The 22,975-nt window shown below is 63.6% G+C and carries 25 protein-coding genes; 10 read left to right on the forward strand and 15 right to left on the reverse strand.

Going from position 1 to position 22,975, the window contains the following annotated elements; translation table 11 throughout:
• Nucleotides 1-41: 41 nt before the first annotated feature.
• From V5279_RS31480 to V5279_RS31495, 4 genes are all read left to right on the forward strand, one after another.
• Nucleotides 42-755 (forward strand): hypothetical protein, encoded by a 714-nt coding sequence (locus V5279_RS31480; RefSeq protein WP_338691033.1) that lies wholly within the window; start codon nt 42-44, stop codon nt 753-755.
• Nucleotides 755-2,047, forward strand: coding sequence for an MFS transporter (locus V5279_RS31485; RefSeq protein ID WP_338691034.1), 1,293 nt, complete (start codon nt 755-757; stop codon nt 2,045-2,047). Before V5279_RS31480 ends, V5279_RS31485 begins: the two co-directional genes overlap by 1 nt.
• Nucleotides 2,048-2,141: 94 nt before the next feature.
• Entirely contained in the window at nt 2,142-2,828 is a 687-nt protein-coding gene (locus V5279_RS31490) for a YqcI/YcgG family protein (protein ID WP_338691035.1), read from the forward strand.
• Nucleotides 2,825-3,145 carry a cupin domain-containing protein gene (locus V5279_RS31495; protein ID WP_165124956.1) on the forward strand — a complete coding sequence of 107 codons (321 nt, stop codon included), beginning with the start codon at nt 2,825-2,827 and terminating at the stop codon, nt 3,143-3,145. Before V5279_RS31490 ends, V5279_RS31495 begins: the two co-directional genes overlap by 4 nt.
• Before the next feature lie 23 nt (nt 3,146-3,168).
• Here the strand turns inward: V5279_RS31495 and V5279_RS31500 are convergent, their stop codons facing one another.
• From V5279_RS31500 to V5279_RS31520, 5 genes are all read right to left on the reverse strand, one after another.
• Nucleotides 3,169-3,351 (reverse strand): hypothetical protein, encoded by a 183-nt coding sequence (locus V5279_RS31500; protein WP_084518393.1) that lies wholly within the window; start codon nt 3,349-3,351, stop codon nt 3,169-3,171.
• 362 nt (nt 3,352-3,713) lie between these two features.
• Complete coding sequence (locus V5279_RS31505; protein ID WP_338701462.1) at nt 3,714-4,976, reverse strand: CoA transferase; 1,263 nt, start codon at nt 4,974-4,976, stop codon at nt 3,714-3,716.
• Between the two features lie 314 nt (nt 4,977-5,290).
• Complete coding sequence (locus V5279_RS31510) at nt 5,291-5,713, reverse strand: GFA family protein (protein WP_338691036.1); 423 nt, start codon at nt 5,711-5,713, stop codon at nt 5,291-5,293.
• Between the two features lie 373 nt (nt 5,714-6,086).
• The gene (locus V5279_RS31515) at nt 6,087-6,668 is read right to left on the reverse strand and encodes a DUF6456 domain-containing protein (protein WP_338691037.1); all 582 of its coding nucleotides are present in this window, start codon (nt 6,666-6,668) and stop codon (nt 6,087-6,089) included.
• A gap of 94 nt (nt 6,669-6,762) precedes the next feature.
• The gene (locus V5279_RS31520; protein ID WP_338691038.1) at nt 6,763-7,323 is read right to left on the reverse strand and encodes a GcrA family cell cycle regulator; all 561 of its coding nucleotides are present in this window, start codon (nt 7,321-7,323) and stop codon (nt 6,763-6,765) included.
• 127 nt (nt 7,324-7,450) lie between these two features.
• On the opposite strand from V5279_RS31520, the gene V5279_RS31525 reads away from it, so the two are divergent.
• From V5279_RS31525 to V5279_RS31535, 3 genes are all read left to right on the forward strand, one after another.
• Nucleotides 7,451-8,080 carry a LexA family transcriptional regulator gene (locus V5279_RS31525; protein WP_029080008.1) on the forward strand — a complete coding sequence of 210 codons (630 nt, stop codon included), beginning with the start codon at nt 7,451-7,453 and terminating at the stop codon, nt 8,078-8,080.
• A gap of 159 nt (nt 8,081-8,239) precedes the next feature.
• Nucleotides 8,240-8,515: a hypothetical protein gene (locus tag V5279_RS31530; RefSeq protein WP_166308448.1), complete on the forward strand. Its 276-nt coding sequence runs from the start codon at nt 8,240-8,242 to the stop codon at nt 8,513-8,515.
• A gap of 168 nt (nt 8,516-8,683) precedes the next feature.
• Nucleotides 8,684-9,838, forward strand: coding sequence for an OpgC domain-containing protein (locus tag V5279_RS31535; protein WP_338691039.1), 1,155 nt, complete (start codon nt 8,684-8,686; stop codon nt 9,836-9,838).
• 109 nt (nt 9,839-9,947) lie between these two features.
• Here V5279_RS31535 and V5279_RS31540 read toward each other — a convergent pair whose 3' ends face one another.
• On the reverse strand, nt 9,948-11,246 hold the full coding sequence (locus V5279_RS31540; protein WP_338691040.1) for a glycoside hydrolase family 3 N-terminal domain-containing protein: 1,299 nt from the start codon (nt 11,244-11,246) through the stop codon (nt 9,948-9,950).
• 297 nt (nt 11,247-11,543) lie between these two features.
• Here V5279_RS31540 and V5279_RS31545 point away from each other — a divergent pair, with 297 nt between their 5' ends.
• Genes V5279_RS31545 through V5279_RS31555 form a run of 3 tightly spaced genes read left to right on the forward strand, consistent with a single transcriptional unit; the run spans nt 11,544 to nt 15,302 of the window.
• A complete protein-coding gene (locus tag V5279_RS31545) occupies nt 11,544-12,980 on the forward strand; it encodes a DUF4173 domain-containing protein (protein WP_338691041.1) in 1,437 nt (478 codons plus the stop codon).
• 28 nt (nt 12,981-13,008) lie between these two features.
• Nucleotides 13,009-13,713: a response regulator transcription factor gene (locus V5279_RS31550; protein ID WP_338691042.1), complete on the forward strand. Its 705-nt coding sequence runs from the start codon at nt 13,009-13,011 to the stop codon at nt 13,711-13,713.
• Nucleotides 13,710-15,302, forward strand: coding sequence for an ATP-binding protein (locus V5279_RS31555; RefSeq protein ID WP_338691043.1), 1,593 nt, complete (start codon nt 13,710-13,712; stop codon nt 15,300-15,302). Before V5279_RS31550 ends, V5279_RS31555 begins: the two co-directional genes overlap by 4 nt.
• Nucleotides 15,303-15,373: 71 nt before the next feature.
• Here V5279_RS31555 and V5279_RS31560 read toward each other — a convergent pair whose 3' ends face one another.
• From V5279_RS31560 to V5279_RS31600, 9 genes are read right to left on the reverse strand one after another with little or no spacing between them, the layout of a single operon-like run.
• Nucleotides 15,374-16,228 carry an HpcH/HpaI aldolase/citrate lyase family protein gene (locus V5279_RS31560; RefSeq protein ID WP_166305489.1) on the reverse strand — a complete coding sequence of 285 codons (855 nt, stop codon included), beginning with the start codon at nt 16,226-16,228 and terminating at the stop codon, nt 15,374-15,376.
• Nucleotides 16,229-16,231: 3 nt separating this feature from the next.
• Nucleotides 16,232-16,687 (reverse strand): MaoC family dehydratase, encoded by a 456-nt coding sequence (locus tag V5279_RS31565; RefSeq protein ID WP_097674680.1) that lies wholly within the window; start codon nt 16,685-16,687, stop codon nt 16,232-16,234.
• On the reverse strand, nt 16,688-17,464 hold the full coding sequence (locus V5279_RS31570) for an enoyl-CoA hydratase/isomerase family protein (protein WP_338691044.1): 777 nt from the start codon (nt 17,462-17,464) through the stop codon (nt 16,688-16,690).
• Nucleotides 17,465-17,480: 16 nt separating this feature from the next.
• On the reverse strand, nt 17,481-18,686 hold the full coding sequence (locus tag V5279_RS31575) for a CoA transferase (RefSeq protein WP_338691045.1): 1,206 nt from the start codon (nt 18,684-18,686) through the stop codon (nt 17,481-17,483).
• 27 nt (nt 18,687-18,713) lie between these two features.
• Nucleotides 18,714-19,430: an ABC transporter ATP-binding protein gene (locus tag V5279_RS31580; RefSeq protein ID WP_166305477.1), complete on the reverse strand. Its 717-nt coding sequence runs from the start codon at nt 19,428-19,430 to the stop codon at nt 18,714-18,716.
• On the reverse strand, nt 19,427-20,185 hold the full coding sequence (locus tag V5279_RS31585; protein WP_166305474.1) for an ABC transporter ATP-binding protein: 759 nt from the start codon (nt 20,183-20,185) through the stop codon (nt 19,427-19,429). Before V5279_RS31585 ends, V5279_RS31580 begins: the two co-directional genes overlap by 4 nt.
• A gap of 2 nt (nt 20,186-20,187) precedes the next feature.
• Entirely contained in the window at nt 20,188-20,967 is a 780-nt protein-coding gene (locus V5279_RS31590) for an SDR family NAD(P)-dependent oxidoreductase (RefSeq protein WP_166305471.1), read from the reverse strand.
• On the reverse strand, nt 20,964-21,992 hold the full coding sequence (locus tag V5279_RS31595) for a branched-chain amino acid ABC transporter permease (protein ID WP_338691048.1): 1,029 nt from the start codon (nt 21,990-21,992) through the stop codon (nt 20,964-20,966). The genes V5279_RS31590 and V5279_RS31595 overlap by 4 nt, the downstream gene beginning before the upstream one ends.
• Nucleotides 21,989-22,891 carry a branched-chain amino acid ABC transporter permease gene (locus V5279_RS31600; RefSeq protein ID WP_338691049.1) on the reverse strand — a complete coding sequence of 301 codons (903 nt, stop codon included), beginning with the start codon at nt 22,889-22,891 and terminating at the stop codon, nt 21,989-21,991. The genes V5279_RS31595 and V5279_RS31600 overlap by 4 nt, the downstream gene beginning before the upstream one ends.
• Nucleotides 22,892-22,975 lie beyond the last annotated feature (84 nt).

The raw sequence follows: 22,975 nt of genomic DNA on the forward strand, positions 1-22,975 counted from the left end.
GCTGCCCTGTATAGGTCGCGATGGAATTCTGGAGTTCTGCCATGTCGCGAAATCTGGGCAGCGGATACGAGGCGATCAAATCGCCTTGGGCGGATTACGCGATCTACAGTCTACCCGACGCCTCGCGGATCGAATCCTGCGACCGTCAGCCGCTGATGGATGCCATGAACGGCATCATTGCCATCAACTGGCAAGCCCGCGAGCCGCACTGGACCGCAACCTCCTCGCCCTTCGACAAGAAGTACAGCCTGATCCTGGTCTACGACGGCTCAGGCCTCGTGGCCTTCTCGGTTTACCGCATCCTGCAGATGTCGGCCGGACTTGGAATCTACCGCAGCGGCACGGAAGTGCTGCCGGCGCACCAGGGCCGCGGCTTGTACGGCTTCTTCACGTCGGAAGTTCTGAAATGTTCGGGCGCCGCTGCGAGAGCCGACGGCAACGTCCTCTACGGCTGGCGGACCCGCAATCCGATCGTGTGGGCAGCGAACGCTAAGATTTGCGAAAAAGTGTCTCCATCGTTGCTCGACGATGCACAGGATCCCGCGTTGCAGGCGGCCTGTGTCGAGATGTGCACCTCGCTCTATCCGGGCAAGCCGCTCGAACTTCCCGACATGATCATGCGCGGCGCCTACGGCCACATTAAGCACCATCGGCAGACCTACCATGGCACCGCATCGCTGGTCGACGCCGCGATGTCGCGCAAGATTCCGAATTCAGCGGATGCCCTTTTCTCTGTCGGTTACGCGAGGGTTTGATGTCGATGCTCGGACAACAGGCGGTATACGTCCCGACGTCGCGCTTCACCGATCGCGCCTATCTGGCCTGGACGGCGGTCGCGATCGCCTATGCCATCGCGTTCCTGCAACGCGTGTCGCCGCAATCGGTGAGCCTCAGCTTCATGCACGACTTCGACACCGACGCGGCCGGTGTTGCGATGCTCGCCTCGAGCTATTTCTGGGGCTACACCTTGATGCAGATTCCGGCCGGCCTTCTCGTCGACCGTTTCGGCGTCAAGCGCGTCGTCCTGGCCAGCATGATCGCCTCGTCGCTCGGCAGCGCCGCATTCGCGCTCGCGCCGAACTTGCTCGACGTCTTTGCCGCTCGGCTGATCGTCGCCTGCGGCGACGCGCTGGTCTTCACCGCCCTGCTGAAGCTCGTCGCGCAGAGCTTCGCCGACGAGCGGTTCGGCATGATGTCCGGCATTTCGCAGGTGTCCGGCTATGTCGGCGGCGTGATCGCGACCACGCCGCTCGCGGCCGCGGTCTCGGGCTTTGGCTGGCGGTCATGCTTCCTGTTCATCGCCTGCATCGGACTTGCCAATCTCGCTTTCGCCAAGCTTGCGCTCAAGCCGGATCCGGTCTCGCACAGCAACAAGACGCTGAAGGGCGTTGCCATTACGGCACGACAAGCGCTGGCCCATGTCGCGAACTGGGGTTGCGCAATGACGTTTGCCTCGCACTTCGCGGTCGTGACGACGCTGTCGGGCGTCTGGGGCATTCCGATGGTCGCGCACTTCTTCCATATCTCGCCGACGGCCGCCGGCACGCCGCTGCTCGCCTTCATGATTGGCAATGCGCTCGGATCGATCTTCCTCGGTCATGCCGCCGACCGTGCCGCCGCGGTACTCGACCGCGCGCTGATCGGCATTTGCGCGCTGCGCATGCTCCTGATCGCGATGCTGCTGCCGCCGATCGCCCAAACGTTTGGTCTTGCCTACGTCACCGTCGTGTTCACGGCATTGGGCCTCGTTGCCGGCGGCACGGTTCCGCTGGTGCTGAAATGCGTCAAGAAATTGTACACGGCGGACCTGATCGGTGTCGGCGCCTCCGTGAATACCACGGCTGCCGGCATCTTCGCCGGCGTCGCGCAGCCCATCATCGGCTTCGCGATGCTTGCCGCCAGCAGCGCCTCCGGGACCGACGCCGTGCACAACACGGCCGTGATCGGTGATGGCGGCTACAGCGCCTTGATTGCCATTCTGCTTCTCATGTCGCTGCCGGGCATTGCCGGGCCGCTGTTGATGAGAAGCAAGTTGATAGCTCGTTAGTGTCGTTAGGAGTCGAGGGGGTGTTATGGAGCGCTTGTTTTTGAGAAGAGGCGAAGTCGCGTCAAACTTTCCGGTCAGCAGCTGGCAAAGCGTGATGTTTTCCGAGTTTGAAGCGCAGATGAGCAGCGAGGCGAGGCCGTTCCCTTGCGTGTTCGGGGTGACCGGACATCGCCAGGACCAGCTCCGCTACCTCTTCCTTGATCCGTATGATGTGGCGGTGCTTGGCGAACAGCTCGGACAATATGTCTCGGAGGCGCGCTCGTTCGGTCCCAACACCTCATTGATCGTCTTCACGCGGCCCCGCCCGGTGCAGACGATCGACGCCTATTATCGCAAGATGTGGCTGACGCTCGACCAGCTTGCGCGGCTGGACAAGAACCCCTGGCCATCAGAGATTCCGGAGCAGATCGACCATCCGATGTGGGAGTTCTCGTTTGCGGGCGAGCCGATCTTCGTCGTGTGCACAACGCCCGCGCATGTGATGCGCCAGAGCCGCCGGTCCAGCGCCTTCATGCTCACCTTCCAGCCGCGCTGGGTGTTCGAGAAGATTCTCGGGACGGAGAAGGCGGCGAACGCTGCGTTCGCCGAGGTGCGCAAGCGCCTGATCCCTTACGACAGCGCGAGCCCCTCGCCGCTGCTTGGCCGCTACGGCGCGTCCGACGGCCGCGAGTATCTGCAGTACTTCCTGGACGACGACAACAATGCGAGCGCCGGCTGCCCCTTCGCCAAGCTCGCACAGAACAAGACGGCACCGATCGCGAACAAGGAACAGGCAGCATGACCCAGATCATCGCAGGCGCGAAGACCGAATTTGCCATCGATCCGGAGATCCTGAACCTGCTCCCGGCGCAGGGCTCCGTCGAGCTGCAGCATGATGCGGCCGGCAAGGTGCATCACTTCCATACCCATCCGGTCGATGAAATCCTGATGATCATCAGCGGCCGGCTGAACTTCATCTGGGATGGCGGCGAACGGGTCGTCGGCGCCGGCGACACCATCCTGCTGCCTGCCGGCACCCGACATCAATCCGAAGCGCTCGAAGGCGGCGCGATCTACGTGATCGCGACGCAGCCCCCGGCCAAACCAATGAACAACTGACATCCAGGGAAAACGCGAACACCTCAGGACAGTGGAGGGTCGCGCGGCGGTTCAACCGCCAAACGTTCGACCAGCTCGATGACCTCGGAACGCTGGTCGGGCGCAAGCCGAAGGAAAGCCTTCAACAGTCGCAGGCTTTCCAGTGTTTCGCTCGATGGAGCTCCGAGCTTGTTCTGCAGCTCTGCAACATATGTGGGATTTTTCATCTCGCACCTTAAGTGAGGATTACGAATGGCATACCCAGGTAAACGTGAAGGCTTGGCCCAGAAGGTCGACACCGCAGCGCAAGAGGCCGAACGCCTCGGCCTGACCACGGCAACCCTTATACTCCGGATGGCCCGCCTCGAGATTGATCGGGCGGAGCCCGAGGAAGTTGAAAGTATGCCAAGGAACAACTTGCGCAGCAAGCCGAACTGAACTCCCGAAAACGGACCGGTTCTGGCTCCGGGGCCGCCGGCATGCGCCGGAGGCCTGTGACGTCTGAACGACGTCCTGTGAGGCGAGAGGCTTGCCTCTCGCCTGCGCTCAGGCTTTGCGAATATTCGATCTTCGGTGCAGGCCAGCCACGCTAGCCGGTGTTCCCTGCCTTGCCGAACGCGCCCGCCTCGGCCAAGGCGGCCATGCGCCGGTCGTCATAGCCAAGCGCCTTGCTCAACACATCCCGCGTGTGCTGACCGAGCAGCGGAGCCGCAACAGGATCAACCGCCGGCGTCAGGCTCATATTGACCGGCGACTCGATGTTCGGAACCGAACCGGCGGTCGGATGCGCGATTCTGCTCAGGCGATGCCGATCGCGCACCTCGGGTGCGTTGAACCCTTCCTCGACCGTCCGCAGATAGCCAACCGGAATGTTTGCCTTCTTCATCTTCGCCATCCAGTGCTCGAGCGTGTCGCTCGCGAACACGCTGGCAATGATGGCGCGGAGCTTCTCCTTGTTGGCCGTCCGCGCCTTGCGGTGAGCAAATTCGGGGTCAGTGACGAGATCCGGACGCTCCAGCACGTCGGTGACCAACCGGCGATAGAGCCGATCATTGGCGCAGGCCATGTAAAGCGGACCATCGGACGCCCGGTAGACGCCGACGGTCGGCGAACCGTTCGGAGAATTGCCGAAACGGCCCGGGTTGTTGCCGTTGATGAGATAGGCCATGCCGTAGAAGCCGGTCATTGAGACCGCGGTGTCGATCAACGCGACCTCGACCTGCTGACCGCGTCCGAGCCGATCGCGCGCGATCAGCGCCAGCAGGATGGCGTTGCAGGCCGACATGCCCGTTGCCATGTCCACGATCGGCGGCCCGGTGCGCACCGGCTCGCCATCCGGAAAGCCGTTGAGCGACATGAAGCCGCTTTCGGCCTGGGTGATCGGGTCAAAACCTGGACGTAGTGCGAAATCACCTTTGCGGCCGTAAGCGGAGATCGAGCAATAGATCAGCCGCGGATTGGTCGGCGCCACCGACGCATAGTCGAGCCCGAATTTCTTCATCACGCCGCCGGAGAAATTCTCCACCACGACGTCGGCCTTGGTGATCAACGCGCGCGCGACCTCGAGCGCGGCCGGATTGTTGAAATCGAGCGCAATGCCGCGCTTGTTGCGATTGAGGCTCAGATAAGCTGCGCTCTCTCCGCCGATTTCGGCGTGCTCGTAAGCGCGCGTATCGTCTCCGCCGTCCGGGTTCTCGATCTTGATGACCTCGGCCCCGAAGTCTGCCAACGTTTGCGTGCAGGCCGGACCGGCGACAACGCGGGTGAAATCGACAACCAGCAGCCCATCGAGCGCCGTCGGAACTCCCTCCCCGCGCGGCGCGCGCCCTGGCAATTCTGGTCCGGTCATGATCTGACGCTTCCTCTGTTATTTTGTCAGGCGAAATACGACGGCCCTCCCACGACCGACGCTGCGCGCCTTTTTAGCGGAAGCCCGTCACCAAAACCAAACCCGGATTTTGCAGGGCGGGACCTTCGCCTGACATGGCTGTCATCAGCAGAGCAGATCCCGCGGTGCCGGCAGTGCCGACACGGTCGGACCATTCGAATGTCGAGGAAGACTACCGGATAGCGGGTCCGTGAGGGCTTCCGGCCAGCGGAGGAATGTAGATTCGATGGGTGGCGGCGTCCGGCCGCCACCCGCTTTCGTCATCGAGAACCGTCGTGCTATTCGGCGATCATTTCGCCGGACCCGCCGAACTCGGCCGGAAAATCCTTCAACTTCGGCAGACCATCGCGTATCGGCAGCACCGCCTCGGCATAGTTGACGTGCACGCCAGGGCTGAATTTCAGCGTCGGGATCGTTGCCGTGAAGACGTCGACGAGCCCAAGCGTCGGGTGGTTGGTCATCAGGTGACCGCCGCACTTGGTGCAATATTTGCGTTGGCTCATCGCCGTCTTCTCGAATGTCCCGATATGGTCGGCGCCCCTGGTGACCTCAACCGCCTCAGGCTTCCAGAGGCTGAACGCATTCACCGGACCGCCGGACCAGGAACGGCACGAGCGGCAGTGGCAGTAACCCATCGCCTCAGGCTCTCCCGTGACCTTGAGTTCGACGGCGCCGCAAAAGCAGTTTCCAGTGTGATTCATCGGTCGGTTCTCCTTGGGTGAATTTTGATTGGGGCTCCGCGCCGGCACCGACCCACGTTGCTCGTGATGTTCGTGATGCAGGAGGAAGATATGGAGAGGCGTAGCCGCTGCGAACTCCCTTGAGGTGACGCGCCAGACCCATTCCCGGCCCCCGAGGCCATCACACTTCGCTCGAACGCAGGCAGGTCATAGGCGTGGGCGAAGTTACATGAGAGTCCGCGCCGCTGTCGACCTTCTTCACGGCCTGGCCGAGTGCAACGCCCATCACACACGAAGGATGGAGCGCAATGTGAGGCCAGGCACAGTCCCGCAATGTGATGAAGCGTTGCCGTGCCGGAGGCCTGCGTCGCAACCGGCACGCAAGCACATCACTTCAGATCAGCATCGGCGATCCCTTCACGGGAACCCTGTTCGGCGTGGCAAGCCCGTACATCAGCGCCAGCCGATCCAGGCATTCCTTGAGACGCCGCGCGAAATAGTCCTGCCAGCGCTGCGTGCGCAGCCCGCGCCGCTGCCCAACCTGCTCCATGGTCATGCCGAGGATCAGGACGTCGTGCACCAGCGCCGAGCCGTCGGCGCCGAGTTCATGCTCGGCACGATTCAACCGCAGGGTCGCCTGACGCTGCCCCTCCGTGATCGGCTCGCGTTGCTGACCGCCGTCGACGTATTCGCGTGTCGTGTCCACCGCGCGAGGGCCACGCTCGGCCTTCTCCCAATCGTTTTGGAAGGCCCTGCCGCTCCGATACTGCGTATCGTCGATCTGTCGATGCGCGTGCAACCGGCCGAGCGGATCGTTGCGTATCGAGCGGAACGCAACGATCTTGTCGCCCGGCTCGAGCGCAAGGGGGTCGTCGATCTCGACCGTCGCCACCTCGGCATTGAAGGGCAGATCCTGGGAGCGTCGATCGTGCGCTCCGGCGGGATCGTACGGTTTCCGGCGTTTGGCTCGCGGCATTGCTGGTCTCCAAATATTTGCGTGAAGAGCGCGCGGAGTCATCCGCGCGATTGCGGTTACGGACTGAAGTCCGGCGGTCGGGAGGTGAATCGCCTCAGATGGCCCCGACGGCCTGAAGCCAGGCCTCGTTCAATACCGGCCTCGCCGAGGCCTCCGGATCGCGGCCTAGGTGAAAATGCGGTGGACAGTAGCTCGTGCCCGGCCGGCACGGATGACCGCAGAAGGTGACCGTCTCGCCGTCGGCATCCCCGCCATAGGGATAGCGGCAGTCGCCGCGTTTCAGGTCGAGCAGTGAAAGATGCCGCGGCTCGACCGCCGCGCAACGAAGTTGGGGCATCTCCACCGCTTCGGCGAAGATCTTTGGCCAGCGAAGCAGATCGGGCTTCAGCTCGGCCCGCCCCTCCCGCAGGCGCCCGATGCCCGGGAGCTTCGGCAGGGACGGTTTCGGTGGGTCGAGGCGCCCCGGCAGGGACGGCTCCACCCGATCGAGGCCTACCAACCCCATGCGCTGGGCCCGGCTGAGGGCCGCGTAGCGTGTGTAGGCCGTGTTGAAGGTTGCGTTGATGGTGTCAGCGATCTCCGAGTAGGACAAGCCGCGGGCGCGCAGGTCCTGCAGGGCTGCCGAATGCTCCGGCAGCCAGTTCGTCATTTCCATTCCAGATTCCCATTTTTGTCATTCCGCCGGCGCCTTGCATAACTTCCGATATTCCGAAGGAAAAGTCAAGCTTGAATTCTGATAATCGTAACGGTATGGATATGGCAGGATTTGGAGAGGATGAAACATGCTGGACGCGGCACTGATCGAACGAGCACTGGAAAAGACAGGGAAGAGCAAGGGCGGGCTTGCCCGCGCAATGGGGGTACGGGCAGGGGCGGTATCCGAGATACTGTCGGGGATACGGTTGATCAAGGCGTCGGAAATCGCTCCGATCATCGAATATCTGGAGCTGAACTCGGTGCCGATCATGGGCCGGGTCGGCGCCGGCGCCTCGATCGAGCCGGACCTCGAGCAGGTACCGCCGGAGGGTCTCGGCGAGGTCGAACTTCCGTTCCCGGTGACCGAGGAGACCATCGCTTTCGAGGTCTCGGGCGATTCGATGCTGCCAAAATACGAGAACGGCGACGTCATCGTGGTCTATCGCGAGCAGCGCCATCCGCTGTCGAGCTTCTACGGCGAAGAAGCTGCGGTCCGGCTGAAGAGCGGCGAGCGCTACCTGAAGACGATCGAACGCGGCAGCTCTTCCGGCCTGGTCAACCTCAAGAGCTTCAACGCCAAGCCGATCAACGGCGTAAAGCTCGAATGGATCGGGGAAATCTGCGTCACCCTGCCCCGCGGCCAGATCGAACGGCTGCGCGGCAAGACGGCGAAGGGCCGCAAATCTGCCCGGACGCAGGGGCGATCGGAGAAATAGCGGCGCGACTTCAGGGCCGACCAGGCCGATTCGGATACCTCCGGACCGAATCGGCCGGACCAGCGGCGTCGGAATTCGGGTTATCGGCAATTTCTCTTGACATAGTTCCGATTATCGGAAATAATGGCCGATGACAGTCAAGGCATCGAACTATCAGGCATGCAGTATTTTGTCGTGATGATCGACTATGGCCGCCGCGGCCGGGAAGCGATCGTCGACCCCGAAATGACCCGGCGTGAGGTGGTCTCGCGCATCGCGTCGGGTGAATACACCAACATCAGCTTCATCCACGAGATTGCCGAATGTTCGGTTGAGGATGTCACGAACGACATCCTTGCCGAGGCTGCCCTGCCGGAGGTCCCCCTGACCGCCGCTGATATGCAAGCCAATACGCTCGATCACATCGGCGACCTGCGCAAGCACGAGCCGGTCTGACGTCGAGACCTCACATGGTGATTTCGAAAACGTGATCTTTCTTGAGCCGGCCACTTGGCCGGAACCGGAAACGGACTAGATAGGGTTCACGCAAAGTCTATTCGGACCGGGCGTGGGTTCCCTTTAGATTAGCGATTCGTTTCTCGGGCCGGTAGATTTCTGCTTCAAATGACTCCGACAAAAGATGCCGGGATCGCGGCAGGCGATGGCGATCTCAGGATTGCGCTGCTGCTCGGCATCGCGAACTGGTTTCTATTCCTCGATCATATTCCGCACAACGTCGTCAACACGCTGACCATGCGCAACTTCGGCTTTAGCGGCGCCACCGACCTGTTTGTATTCGTTGGCGGCTACGCGACGACGCTGATCTACAGTGGGATGGCGGTGGAGCGGGGAATGCTGGTGGCGGCCACCCGCATCTTCAGGCGCGTGTGGCAGCTCTATGCCGCCTACATCGTTTTGTTCGTGATCTATGTCGAGTTGATCAGCTATGTCGCAGCCCGGACCGCGGCGCCCGAGATCATCAGCGAGTTCAACATCACCGGCTTCATCGACCACGGGATCCGAACGCTGATCTACGGCCTGTTCCTGCAAGCCAAGCCGCTCAATCTCGATGTGCTGCAACTCATTATCGCCTTGATGGCCTTCCAGCCCATTATCGTGTGCGGACTGCTCTATGTGCCGAACGCGACGCTTGCCGGGTCCGTTGCGCTTTATGCGACCGCCCGCGTACTCGACTGGAATCTGTCATCATACCCGGACGGACACTGGTACCTGAACCCGTTCTGCTGGCAATTGCTGTTTGTGATGGGCGGCTGGCTCGCACTTATCGGCAAGCGGTACGCCTCCGATATCCGCTCGCTGCAGGCTACTCCAGCGCTGCGCGCCGCGGCCCTGTTGTATCTGGTGCTCGCGCTGACGATCGTCTCAGTTGGCGATATCCCAGCCCTCGCCCAGATGATGCCGGATGGACTGAGCGATATGCTCCTGCCAAGCGATCGGGAGGACGTTGCACCCCATCGCATCCTGCATTTCCTGACCCTGATGTTCCTGTTCACCTTGCTGGTGCCGCGGGACTGGGGGTATCTGCGATCACACGCCCTGCAGCCGATCATCAAGTGCGGCGAGGAGTGGCTCGCCGTGTTCTGTGCAGGCGTTTTCCTCTCCTTTGCCGCGCACCTTATCCTGATCACCGGCCCGAACTCGGTGGCGAGGCAGGTCGCGGTCAGCATCGCCGGCATCGCGGCGATGATTGCAGTCGCCTACTACGTCTCGTGGTCGAAGCAGCAGGATCATAAGTCGGCTGTGGGAGCCCATTCGTGAATCAGGTGATTGAGAGCGTTTTCGAGCGAAGTGGACACCGGTTCGCGTGAAGAAAACGCGTCAAAACAACCAGCCAAGCTGCGGTTCTGATTCAATCGGAACCGCAGCTCTAGTCGAGCGCCAGCGACCGCCGCAGCCGCGTCTCGCTGTCGTGCAACATCGCAGCGTCTAGCGCATCCCGACCGGCTGCATCGCTTGCACAGGCGAACAAGCGGTAGAATTGGGCCCCATCATAGGCGACCAGCAAGAGATCGACGCCTGCGTTCAATGCCTCGACGACGGCGGTGCAGACATCGTGCTGATAGATCGCGCCCATCACCAGATCATCCGTCATGACGAGGCCGGGGTAGTTCCAGCTTTTCCGGATCAGCCCATCGATGACGGCCTTCGAATGCGAGGCAGGCCGCGCCGGGTCGAGAGCGCTGACCGCCACATGCCCGACCATCAGGCGCGCACCGGTGGTCGACAGCACATCGCGGAACGGACGCCAGTCGGTCACCTCCAGTTCGCCGACCGGCGTATCGAGATCGGCGTTGAAATGATGCGTGTCGGCGCGCACGCGGCCCAATCCGGGAAAGTGCTTCACGGTGGCATTGACGCCCGCGGACTCGAGGCCATGGATGTAGGCGCCCGCGATCGCGCTCACCTTGGCGGGGTCGTCGGAAATCGCGCGCTGATTGGTCAGCGTATTGAAATCGAACCGGTTGCGCGTCGCCTCGGGCCGAAGGTCGAGCACCGGAGCCAGATTGAGGTTGACGCCGAGCGACGCCAGTTCGCGTCCATGGATGCGTCCGAACTCCTCGGCTTTTGCCGTTCGCTGCTCCGGCGCCAATTCGGCCAGCGAGGCAAGCGCGGGCAGCCTCGTCAGCGGCGGCGCGAGGTGCGAAACGATGCCACCCTCCTGATCCGTCGCGACCAGCAGCGGCGGCAGCCCGGCCGCGCGCCGCTTCGCCTGCAGTGCAGCGATCTCCGCCTTCAGTGCATCGACCGTCCGGCCGGCGACATTGCTCCCGGTGACATAGATGCCCGCAATCAACCCGCTCTCCGCCAGCGGCGCGACCTCGTCGAACGACCGGTAGCCAACGATGAAATGCTGCCCAAGGGACCGCGCAAGAAGCGGCTCAGTCTGCATTACGCGGTGCTTGCGGACCTCGAACACACCGTGCGCGGCCAGCATTGCGAGTGGCGGCAGGCACCACAGGATGACGAGAAGCTTCCCCGCCCAGGCCCGCCAGGCGCCGCGGCGGACCAGCATGGGCACGACGGCGACGCTTGCGACCACGAGCAGCAGATTGCCGATCCCGCGTAGCGGGACCAGATAGGGATCGTTGTGGTTGACGCCGGCAAAGACGAATGCGAGCCCGACGATCCAGGCTAGGGCAATGCTGACTCGCTTGATGATTTGCATGGAGACGAAGGGTTGAACAAACCGAACGTGTCGTCCGTATCAGACCGGATTCGCCGCAGCTAGCGGATAAGACCCCTCTGCACGCAATCTGCATAAGACTCCTGAACTCCTGCTGATCGCCTTTCCGCTGTCTGCACGCAGCCAACCCAAGGTTCGCCATGCTGCAGCCGGGATCGCGTTCGCACACCCGTCGATGACGTCAGCGCGACCGCCGGAGTCCAAACGTCCTTCAATCCTGAGGTCACAATGACAAGCCTTGAGTCACCGGAAACCGAGACACAATCGATTGCCAACGGCTTGCCGCCGGCCAAGGCCGCCGCCGCGCTTACTCTCGCCGCGCTGGCCGATTGGTTGTTCTATGATCAGAATGCCGGACTCTCGGTGGTCCTGTTCGCAGTCGCGCTGGCCGGCGTGTCACTGGCCTCCAACTTTGGTCACCTCGCTCGCCACAGGCTGCTGATGGCCGGCGCGATCGTTGTGGCCGGGTTGCTCCCTGCCCTGGAGGAGTTCAACGCAGCCTCGCTGGCCTTCGCCGTTCTTGCGCTCGGCGCCGCGCTCACTCTCACGACCAATCCCTGTCTCGACAGTGTGGCCAAGGGAGCTGCCTCGCTGGTGGACCTCTTGCTGGTCAGCCCTTTCAGGTTGTTCCGGGACGTCGTCAGCGCATTCAGCCTGCCGGGCCTGACCAAGGGTTTCATCCTATGGTTGGTGCCATTGCTGCTCGGAACCGTGTTTGTCTTTCTGTTCGTCGCCGCCAATCCAGTGCTGGAAATATGGATCAGCCAGCTGAACCCGGGCAATCCCGCCGCCAGCCTCAGCCTCGGCCGCACGCTGTTCTGGATCCTCGCATTGGCGCTGGTCTGGCCCTTCATCCATGTCAAATGGCGGCACTACACCAACGTCGTGCCCAACGGACCTCGATCTTCCGCGAGGGATCCCGCCGAACCCGATCATTTCATCGACTTGTTCGGCGCAGGCTCCATCCTGCGCTCCCTGATCCTGTTCAACCTGCTGTTTTCGATTCAGACCATTCTCGATGCGATCTATCTCTGGGGCAACGCGACGCTTCCTGCCGCGATCACTTACGCGTCCTACGCCCATCGTGGCGCCTATCCGTTGATCGTCACGGCGCTACTGGCCGCGGCCTTCGTTCTGCTCGCGATGCGCCCGGGCGGCCCGGCCGAACAATCGCGAGTGATCCGACCGCTCGTCTACGTCTGGGTCGGGCAGAATGTCTTGCTGGTGATCTCCTCGATGCTCCGGCTTGATCTCTACGTCCAAACCTACCTGCTCACCTACTGGCGCGTCGCAGCATTCGTCTGGATGCTGCTCGTCGCCGTCGGGCTGATCCTGATTCTGGTGCGCATCGTCCTGCGGGCGTCGAATGAATGGCTGGTCCGCACCAACCTGTTGGTACTCACCATCCTGCTCTATGTCTGCTCCCTGGTTAATTTCGCCGCCGTCATCGCCGACTACAATGTCGGCCACAGTCGCGCAGCCTCGGGCAGCGGCGCCAATCTGGATATGGACTACTTGATCCAGCTCGGCCCCCAAGCCCTTCCGGCCATCGACCGGGCGATCCAGCTCCGCTACGCCAACCCGGTCCTTGTCTCGCGCCGCAATAGCCTTGTAGAACAGCAACGCCAGCAGATGGCCTCATGGCGCAGCTGGGGCTTTCGCGGCTGGCGGCTTCGGCGTTTCCTCGACAGGCAGCAGACCAATGCGCCGGGATAGTCGAAGCGCCGGTTTTCGGAGACGACTCGTGACGCACCGCATCCTCATCGTCGACGACGACCTGCATATCCGCGAGGTCATCCGCGTCGCCCTCAAGAAAGCCGGCATGAGCGTGGCCGAGGCCCGCGACGGAAAGGAGGCGCTGACCCGGTTTGCCGGCGAGCGGCCGGACCTGATCGTGCTCGACATCGGCATGCCGGAGTTCGATGGCCTCGACGTCTGCCGTGAAATTCGCAAATCGTCCGACGTGCCGATCCTGTTCCTCTCCGCCCGTGACGAGGAGATCGACCGCGTCCTCGGCCTCGAGATCGGCGGCGACGACTATGTGACCAAGCCGTTCAGCCCGCGCGAACTCGTCGCGCGGGTGAATGTCATCCTACGGCGGCTGACCCCACGGATAGCGGCGACAAGGACAGAGGCCGCCGTGCTCTCGCGGGGGCAGCTCTCGATCGATCCCGAGCAGCACATCGCGACGTTCGCGGGCGCGCCGCTGCGCCTGACCGCAATCGAGTTCGGAATTCTGCGCGCCTTCCTGACGCGACCGACGGTGGTATTTAACCGCGAACAGATCATGAGCGCGGCCTACCAGCTCAACATCCAGGTCTCCGACCGCACCATCGACAGCCACATCCGCAACATCAGAGCCAAGCTCGCAGCCGCGAGCTGCGACAACGTTATCGAGACCGTTCACGGCGTCGGCTTCAAGCTCGGTCGCTGCGAGCTGCAGGCATGACATCCTTCCGCGCCCGCCAGAAGTGGCGACCGTCGCTTGGTCTGGTCATCTTCACCGTGCTTGCCCTGGTCGCGCTGCTGCCGCTGGTGGGTCTGTTCTTCTTCCGCCTCTACGACAACCAGCTGATTCACCAGACCCAGGCCGAGCTGATCGCGCAAAGCCGCGTTCTTGCCGCGATCTACGCCGAAGAAGTGAAGGCACGATTGGGCAACGGCATCCCGCTCGGCCCCGCGGTCCCCCCGGAGGCGTTGCCTGATCCCGGCGATCAGGTGACGCCGATCCGGCCCGCGCTCGACCTCGCCGGCAACGACCTGCTGCGGCGACGGCCCGACGCACTGCCGGCGGCCAGGGCCGCGGATCCGGCCTATGTCGAGATCGGCACCCGGCTGATGCCCATCATCCTGGAGACCCAGAAGGTGACGCTTGCAGGCTTCCGGATTCTCGATCCGCAGGGCGTGGTGATCGCCGGACGCCAGGAGGTCGGACAGTCGCTTTCCCATATCGAGGAGGTGGCCGCGGCGTTGCACGGCCAGTATAGCGCCGCATTGCGCATCCGCATGCCCGACAAGCCTCCACCACCGATCTATTCAATCAGCCGCGGCGTCGGTGTTCACGTCTTCTCCGCGATGCCCGTGATCGTCAACGACCACGTTGCCGGCGTGATCTACACGTCGCGGACGCCGAGCAACATTTTCGACCATCTCTATCAGGAGCGCGGCAAGTTCCTGCTCGCCACATCGGCCGTGCTGCTGGCGACGATAGCGATCGGGTTGATGTTCTCACGCACGGTCACGCGCCCGATGCGCGAGCTCGTCGATCGCGCCGTGCGGATCGGCCGTGGCGACCGCAACGCCTTCCAGCCGCTGCAGCACTATGGCACACGCGAACTCGCCCAGCTCTCCGACAGCTTTCTGGACATGGCCCAGCAGCTGTCGCGGCGGTCCGACTACATCGCCACCTTCTCGGCACACCTGACGCACGAGTTGAAATCGCCGCTGACATCGATCAGGGGCGCAGCCGAGCTGCTGCAGGATTCGCTTCAGAGCAAATCGGATACGCTGACCCGCTCCGAACAACAAAGCTTCATCTCGAACATCCTTGGCGACGTCGAGCGGCTCGATGCGATGAGCCAGCGGCTGCGCGAGCTCGCCCGTGCGGAGAGCACCCCACAGAACGAGCAGACCCCGCTCTCTCCCGTCATCGAAAACCTGAAGGGCCGCTTTGAAGGCCGTACCATTGCGGCCAGCGGCTGCCTCGACCGCTCAATCGGCATGTCCGGCGAGAAGGCGCTGATCGTGCTGGCGCATCTGGCCGACAACGCGTTCCGTCACAATGCCAAGTCGGTGGAGATAGAAGCGACCGGTGACGCCTCCAGCGTCAGAGTGACGATGAGCAATGATGGCGACCCGATCTCCGACGCCAACAGCGACAAGATCTTCGACGCCTTCTTCACCACGCGCCGCGACAGCGGCGGCACAGGCATGGGGCTGGCGATCGCGCAAGCCGTCATGGTGAGCCATGGCGGCTCGATCCGGCTCCTGCCCTCCAGCCGGGGCGCCGCCTTCGAGTTGCAGTTTCCCGCCGTCTGACCGGTCAGAACCGCTTGATGATGATCGCCGCCCTCATCGCCGAGGGCGCGCCGATCGAACCCGCTTCCTGACTATTTTCGGCGCGAAGCCAAAATCTTCTCGGCGGCGCGAAGGTGCGGCTTGTCCAGCATCTTGCCATCCATCTTGGCGACCCCGGACGGATTGCGGGCAAACGCGGCGATCACCCGTTCCGACCACGCGATCTCCTCATCCGTCGGCATGAAGGCCGCGTTGACGACGTCGACATGCTTGGGATGGATCACGGCCTTGGCGAGGAAGCCGTCCTGCCGCGCGGCGATCGCCTCCGCCTTCAAGGCATCCAGATCGTTGATGTCGGTGGCAATGGTATCGATCGCGACCACCCCGGCGGCGGCCGCGCCGATCAGGCAGAGATCGCGGGCCAGGATGAAGGGGGAATGATAGCGGCCGTCGGTGCGGTTGCGCGTTGCCCCGAGCGAGGCCGCGAGATCCTCCGCACCCCACATCATGCCCCAGAGACGCGAGCTCATATTCTCGAAGTCGAGGATTTTCAAGACTGCCCGCGCCGTCTCGGTCGCGACCGTGACGATCCGCGTGGTGCCCTGCGCGATGTCAGAGGCGGCCTCGAATGCGTCAAGATACAGCGCGAGCTTGTTGACGTCGGCGGCGCCAGCGCATTTCGGCAGCACGATGCCGTCGGGCTTGCCGGGCATCACGGCGGCGAGGTCGCCGAGCGTCAAATCGGTGTCGAACGCATTGACCCGGATATAGAGCTTCTGGTCCGGATTGCGCGCATCGAGCATCTCGCGCGTGATACCGCGCGCAACCACCTTCTGGTCCGGTGCGATGGAATCCTCGAGATCGAGGATCAGCGCATCGGCCGCGGTCTTCTTCGCGCTTTCATACTTCCGGGTGCTGTCACCGGGAACGAACAGGAACGATCGCATTGTCTATGCCTTCGGCTTGCAGTGCATCAGGCCGGTGCGGCGGCAACTCGCCACCACCTCGCCGCGCTGATTGGTCATAGTGTGCTCGAATTCGACGATGCCCTGGGTCGGCCGCGACTTGCTGGCGCGCTTGCCGATGATCCTGGTGTGCGCCTTCAGCGTGTCGCCGTGGAACACCGGCTTTGGAAACTTAACGTCGGTCATGCCGAGATTGCCGACCGTGGTGCCCAGCGTCGTGTCGTACACGCTCATGCCGATCATGATGCCGAGCGTGTAGAGGCTGTTGAACAGCCGCTGGCCGAACTCGGTCTTCTCGGAAAAGTGCGCATCGAGATGCAGCGGCTGCGGGTTCATGGTCAGCAGGCTGAACATGGTGTTGTCCATCTCCGTCACGGTGCGGCTGAACTCGTGATGGAATTCCTGCCCGACCTCGAACTCTTCGAAATACAATCCAGCCATTTAGCGTCCCTTGTAGTTGGGCGTCCGCTTCTCGACGAACGCATTGAGCCCTTCCTGGCAGTCTTCCGTCGACGCCACCACGACAAAGCTCTCAGCCGCATTCTCGACCGAACGGCGGAAATCGGCATCGACTGCGCGCATTAAGGCGTCGCGGCCGATCTTCATCACGATCGGCGACTTCGCCGCAAACTTCCGTGCGATCTCGCGCGCTCGCTTCAGCGCAGTGCCCTTCGGTACCACTTCGCTGAGCAGGCCCATGCGATAGGCGGTCGCCGCATCGAAGGGTTCGCCGAGGAACAACGGGCCGAACGCCTGGTGTTTCCCGACCAGCCGCGGCAGCTGCACGAAGTGGATCGCCGGGATCAGGCCGACATCGATCTCGGGGTAGCCGAAAGTCGAACCGTCGCCCGCGATGATCATGTCGCAAGAAATCGCGATCGTCATGCCGCCGGCCCGCACCGCGCCATCGATCGCCGCAATGGTGGGCTTGCCCATGCGGTATTGCGTATCGTTCAGCGCAAAATACAGCCGCTCGAGAAATGTCTTGGTCTCGATCGCGGGCTTGCCCCTGACGATATCGAGGTCGAGGCCGGCGCAGAACACCTTGTGCGCGCTGCTGATGATGACGGCGCGCACGCCCTCATCATCGCGCGCCTTCGCAAGGGCCGCCAGCAACGCGTCGATCAGGGGGATGCTGAGTGCGTTGACCGGCGCGCGATCCAGCACGATCTCCGCAATCTGATCGGTGACCGAGTAACGAACGAGGTCCGTGCTCATGATGTATTGCCTCCCGTTATCGCTTGGCTTGCCGCACGGCGCCTGACAGCAACAGGCCGTCGATCTCTGCGGAGCCGAAACCAGCCTCTATCAGCACGGCGCGGCTGTCCTGTCCAACATCGGGCGCAGGACAGAGCTGATCCTCGGACAGGCTCGCGATGCCCGGCGTCCGCGGCGTGTAGACCGCACCGACGCCCGGCGTATCCTGGCGCACCGACGCCCTGGTCGCCTCGACATGGGCGTTGCGCAACCATTCACCGGGGGTGAGGATCCGCTCGGCTATGATATCGCCGACGTGCAGCCGCGTCAGCCAGGCGTCGGTCGGCTGCGTCAGGAACACCTCGCGCAGCTGCGGGATCAGCGTGTCGGCCGCATCGGCGCGCCGGGCGAAATCGGCGAAGCGCGGATCGCTGGCGAGATCCTCGCGGCCGATCGCGGTGCACAGCCGCTTGTATTGCGGCTCGTTCACCAAGGTCACCATCATCCAGCCGTCCTGGGTCTGGTAGGTGCCAGCCGGCACGTTGAGCGCGCGCGGCGCACCGCCCTCCAGGATGAACTCCGCGACCTTGTGGCCGAGCAGCGCCGACGTCGACTGGCAGAGATTGACGTCGATCCAGCGACCGGTGCCGACCGTCGCGCGCGCGAACAGCGTCGTCGCAATCGCCTGGAACGCATACACGCCGGTGACGACGTCGGAGATGGTGGTGCCGACCCGATGCGGCACGCCATCGGTGCCGACATTGACCGAGACCAGGCCGGAGAACGCCTGCGCGACCGAGTCCGATCCGGGCCGCTTCGAATACGGCCCGCTCTGCCCGAAGCCGCTGACCGACAGATAGACCAGGCCGGGATTGTCGCGCGACAGGCTCTCATAGCCGAGCCCAAGCCGCTCCGCCACACCAGGGCGAAATCCTTCGATGAGCACGTCTGCCTCGCGCGCCAGAAGCTGCGCGATCGCGATGCCGTCCTTGTGCTTCATGTCGAGGCACAGGCTGCGCTTGCCGCGGTTGTAGACCGCCGACAGCGTCGTTTGATTGCCGTAGGTGGTGCCGAGATAGCGCGACCAGTCGCCTTCCGGCGGCTCGACCTTGATGACGTCCGCGCCGTAGACTCCGAGCAGCATCGCGCAATAGGGCGAGGCGATCCCCTGCCCGAAATCGAGCACCTTCAGCCCGCGATACGGCGCCTCGTGCGTCGGCGTCAGCCTGCGTTCGCCCGCCATTTGTCCTCCCACATCCGTCGAGGAGCCTTACAGCGCCAGATAGCGCTGCCGGATGTTGTCGTTGGCCTTCAGCTCTTCGATGGAGGATGTGTAGACGATCTGTCCCTTGTCGATAACCGTCGCGTGGCTCGCAAGGCCAAGGCAAAAATGCATGTTCTGCTCGGCGATCAATACTGTGGCACCGGTGCCGCGGAGCTGCCGCAGCAGCTCGCCGATGCGCTGCACGATGATCGGCGCCAGCCCCTCGCTCGGCTCGTCCAGCAGCAGCAGCACCGGATTGCCCATCAGCGTGCGGGCGATCGCCAGCATCTGCTGCTCGCCGCCGGACAGCCGTCCGGCGATCCGGTGCCGCAGCGGCTCCAGCAGCGGAAACACGTCGTAGACGCGGCGGATCGACCATTCGTCCTCGCCATCCGGCCCTTTCTTCTGGCCTATGACGAGATTGTCCTCGACGGTATGCTCGGGAAAAATCTGGCGGTCCTCGGGCACGAAGCCGAGCCCGGCCCGCGCGATATGATGCGGCCTCATCCCGGACACCACGCGGCCGCGCAAGGTCACCTTGCCGCGGCGCGCCGGCGCCAGCCCCATGATCGCCTTCATGGTGGTCGACTTGCCGGCGCCGTTGCGGCCCAGCAGCGCCATGGTCTCGCCTTGCCGCACCGAGAGGCCGACGCCGAACAGGATCTGGCTGGTGCCATAATAGACGTCGAGGTCCTCGACCTGCACCACCGGCTGCGCACTCATACCACCGCTCCCGCGTGGTCGTCGCTGCCGAGATAGGCCTCGATCACGGCATCGTTTCGCCGGATCGCGTCCGGCGTCCCGGTCGCAAGGATCCGCCCGTAGCACAGCACGACAATCTGCGGCGCGATCTTGAACACGATATCCATGTCGTGCTCGATGAATACGACGGTGATCTTCTGCGTTTCCCAGAGCTCGCGCACCTTGTCGATCATGCGCCAGCGCTCTTCAGTGCCCATGCCCGCGGTCGGCTCATCCAGCAGCAGCACCTTGGGTTCGAGCACCAGCGCGAGCGCGATGTCGAGCAGCTTCTGGTCGCCATGCGACAGTGTGGCCGCGGTCCGGTTGCGCTTGCTGGCGAGGCCGAGCAGCTCCATCGCATGCTCGGCGCGATCGCGCGTCTCGGCCAGCGGAAAGCGGCGATGCATCACGCCGGCGCGGCGCTGATCGGCGCAGACCGCTGCGAGCATCGTCTCCTCGACCGTCAGCGACGGGAAGATGCTTGCGACCTGGAAGGCGCGGCCGATGCCATGACGCACGATCTCGGGCGGCGTCTTGCCCGCCATATCGACGCCATTGAGCAGGATCTGCCCGGCATCGGGCCGCAGCGCGCCCGTGATCAGATTGAAGAAGGTGCTCTTGCCGGCACCGTTGGGGCCGATCACGGCGGTGAGCGAACCGTCGGCGAAGTCGAGCGAGACGTTGTCGGTCGCCTTGACGCCGCCAAAGGATTTCGAGAGGGCGCGGATTTCCAGCATGGCTAGCCGCCCGCCTCCCGCAGGCCGCCATAGCTGTTCCACGATGTGGCGACGAGCCAGCCGCAATCGACCGGCACATTGGCGCCGGTCATCGCGGAGGCCGCATCGGAAGCCAGGAACGCGACCACGCGGCCGATCTCCGAGGGATCGACGAGACGGCGAAGCGCTGCGTTGGCGGCGAGCGCGGAGACATCCCGCTCGCCGCGATCGATGGCATTCTTCAATGCCGGAGTCAGCGTGTAGCCGGGCGACACGGCGTTGACACGGATACCCGATGGCCCCCACTCGGCCGCCAGGCATTCGGTGATGGCGATCACCGCGGCCTTGGCGGGCGCATAGGCGTGCAAGGGCATCGAGCGCATTCCGGCAATCGAGGCGATGTTGACGATGCTGCCGCGCTTGCGCGCGATCATCTGCCGCGCAAAGGCGACGCAGGCGACATAGGTGCCGCGCTGGTCGACGCGCACGACGTCGTCCCAGGAGGACATCGGCAGATCGTGCGGCCGGACCGGCACCTGGATGATGCCGGCGCTGTTGACGAGCACATCCACGGGGCCGCAGTCCCGCTCGATCGCGGCGGCGCTGGCCTCGACGCTGCGCTCGTCTGCGACATCGGCGGCAAAAGCCTTGCCGCCAACTTCCGCTGCAACCGCCTGCGCCTTGGCGAGGTCGCGGTCGACGACCGCCACAATATCGCCTGCCGCCGCCAGCTCACGGACGCAGGCCGCGCCGATGCCGCTGGCGCCGCCGGTGACAACGCTGATCCGTCCTTTGGTACTCATAGCGCGCGCTCCCCGGCTGCTCCGCGGCGCTGCGCGAACCATTCGACGACGAAGTCCATCAGGCCCTTCCGCAGGCCGATGGCAAAGAACAGGATCACGATGCCGAGCACAATGCCGTGATACTCGGTCAGCCGCGTGACGGTGTCATTCAGGATCAGGAACAGCATGGTGCCGACCATCGGTCCGAGGAAGGTGGTCACGCCGCCGAGCATGTTGATGAAGATGCCCTCGCCGGAAATCGTCCAGTAGGCGAATTCGGGATAGGCGCCGGAGACGAACAGCGCCATGATCATGCCGCCGGTCGCAGCGAACAGCGCCGCCAGCACGAAGATTGTCAGCTTGGCGCGCCAGACGTCGATGCCGATGAAGCTCGCCCGCGTGGCGTTGTCGCGGATCATGCGCAGCGTGTAGCCGAACGGCGACTGTGCGATCTGGCGCATCAACAGTAACCCGATCACCAACAGCGCGCAGCTCGTGATGTACAAATGCAAATGGTTCGACAGATCGATGCCGAGAAATGGCGGCCGCGGGATGCCGCCGCGCAAGCCCTGGTCGCCACCGGTCAGCGATTGCCACGACAGGATGGTCGAGTGGATCAGCATCTGGAACGCCAGCGTGACAAAGGCGAAGTAAATCTCTTTCAGCCGCACGCAGATCGCGCCAATGACGGCGGCAACGACCAGCGTCATCGCCAGCGTGCCGACGAAGGCCACCGGGATCGGCACACCGGTCTTCTGCATCATGAGGCCAAAACCATAGGCGCCGAGGCCGAAGAACATGCCGTGCCCGAACGAGATCAGTCCGGTGTAACCGACCAGCAGGTTGAGCGACGTCGCGAACAATCCGTAGGCCGCGCAGCGGATCACGAAGTCGAGCAGCTGCTTGCTGCCGAATACCATCGGCAGCAGCGCGAGCACGACAAACGCCGCGAGCGCGATCAGCACATCGCGATAGCGCTGCGGTCTGGCATCGATCCGGGGAACCTCGAGGGGCGGCGCGCTTTGGCCTGCCTGCAATTCGGTCATGCGACCTCCCTTCCGAACAGGCCGGTCGGGCGCGACACCAGCACGATCACCATGAAGAGATACATCAGCCCCTCGGTGAACAGCGGGAAGCCGAGCGATCCGAACGAGCGGATCAGGCCGATCAGCAGCGCGCCGATCAGCGCCCCCAGGATCGAGCCCATGCCGCCGATCACGGTGACGATGAAGGACTCGATCAGCACCGAGAACCCCATGCCCGGGGTCAGCGAGCGCACCGGCGCGGCAAGCGCTCCCGCCAGTCCCGCCAGCATGCCGCCAAGCGCGAACACGCCGCCATAGATCAGCCCGGTATTGATGCCGAGCGCCGAGACCATCCCGGGATTATGCGCGGCGGCGCGGATCACCTTGCCGATCCTGGAGCGCGCCAGCGCCAGCCCGAGAACCACAGCCGCAGCGAGCGCCACGCCGATCAGCAGCAGATAATATGGCGGCACCACGCCGCCGGCGATGAACAGCGGCGGAACCTGGAATGCGGCCGGCATGCCCATCGAGCGGAATTCAGGTCCCCAGATCATGCGGACGACGTCGTCGAAGATCAGCACGAAGGCGTAGCAGACCAGAAGCTGCATCAGCACGTCGCGGCCGTAGACCCGGCTCATGAACACGCGCTCGAAGATCAGGCCGAGGAGCGCGGTGCCCGCTGCGCCGCTCAGTATCGCCAGCGCAAAGCTGCCGGTGAACTGATAGGCCGTCATCGCGAAATAGGCGCCGAACATATAGAAGGCGCCGTGGCTGAAATTGACCACCTTGAGCACGCCGAAGATCAGCGTCAGCCCGACGGCGACGAGAAACAGCAGCATGCCGATGATCAGGCCGCTGGTGGTCTGCGTCACCAGGCATGCAGGACTGGCGAGGCAACTGGCGAGCGCGTCGAGGTCCAAGGGAAATCATCCATTACGGCGGGCCGCAATGCCGGCGCGCGACAAACTTCAGATGAAAGGCGGAGACAGCACGCTGTCTCCGCC

Source organism: Bradyrhizobium sp. 26S5, assembly GCF_036923295.1.
In the GTDB taxonomy this organism is placed as follows: Bacteria; Pseudomonadota; Alphaproteobacteria; order Rhizobiales; family Xanthobacteraceae; genus Bradyrhizobium; species Bradyrhizobium septentrionale.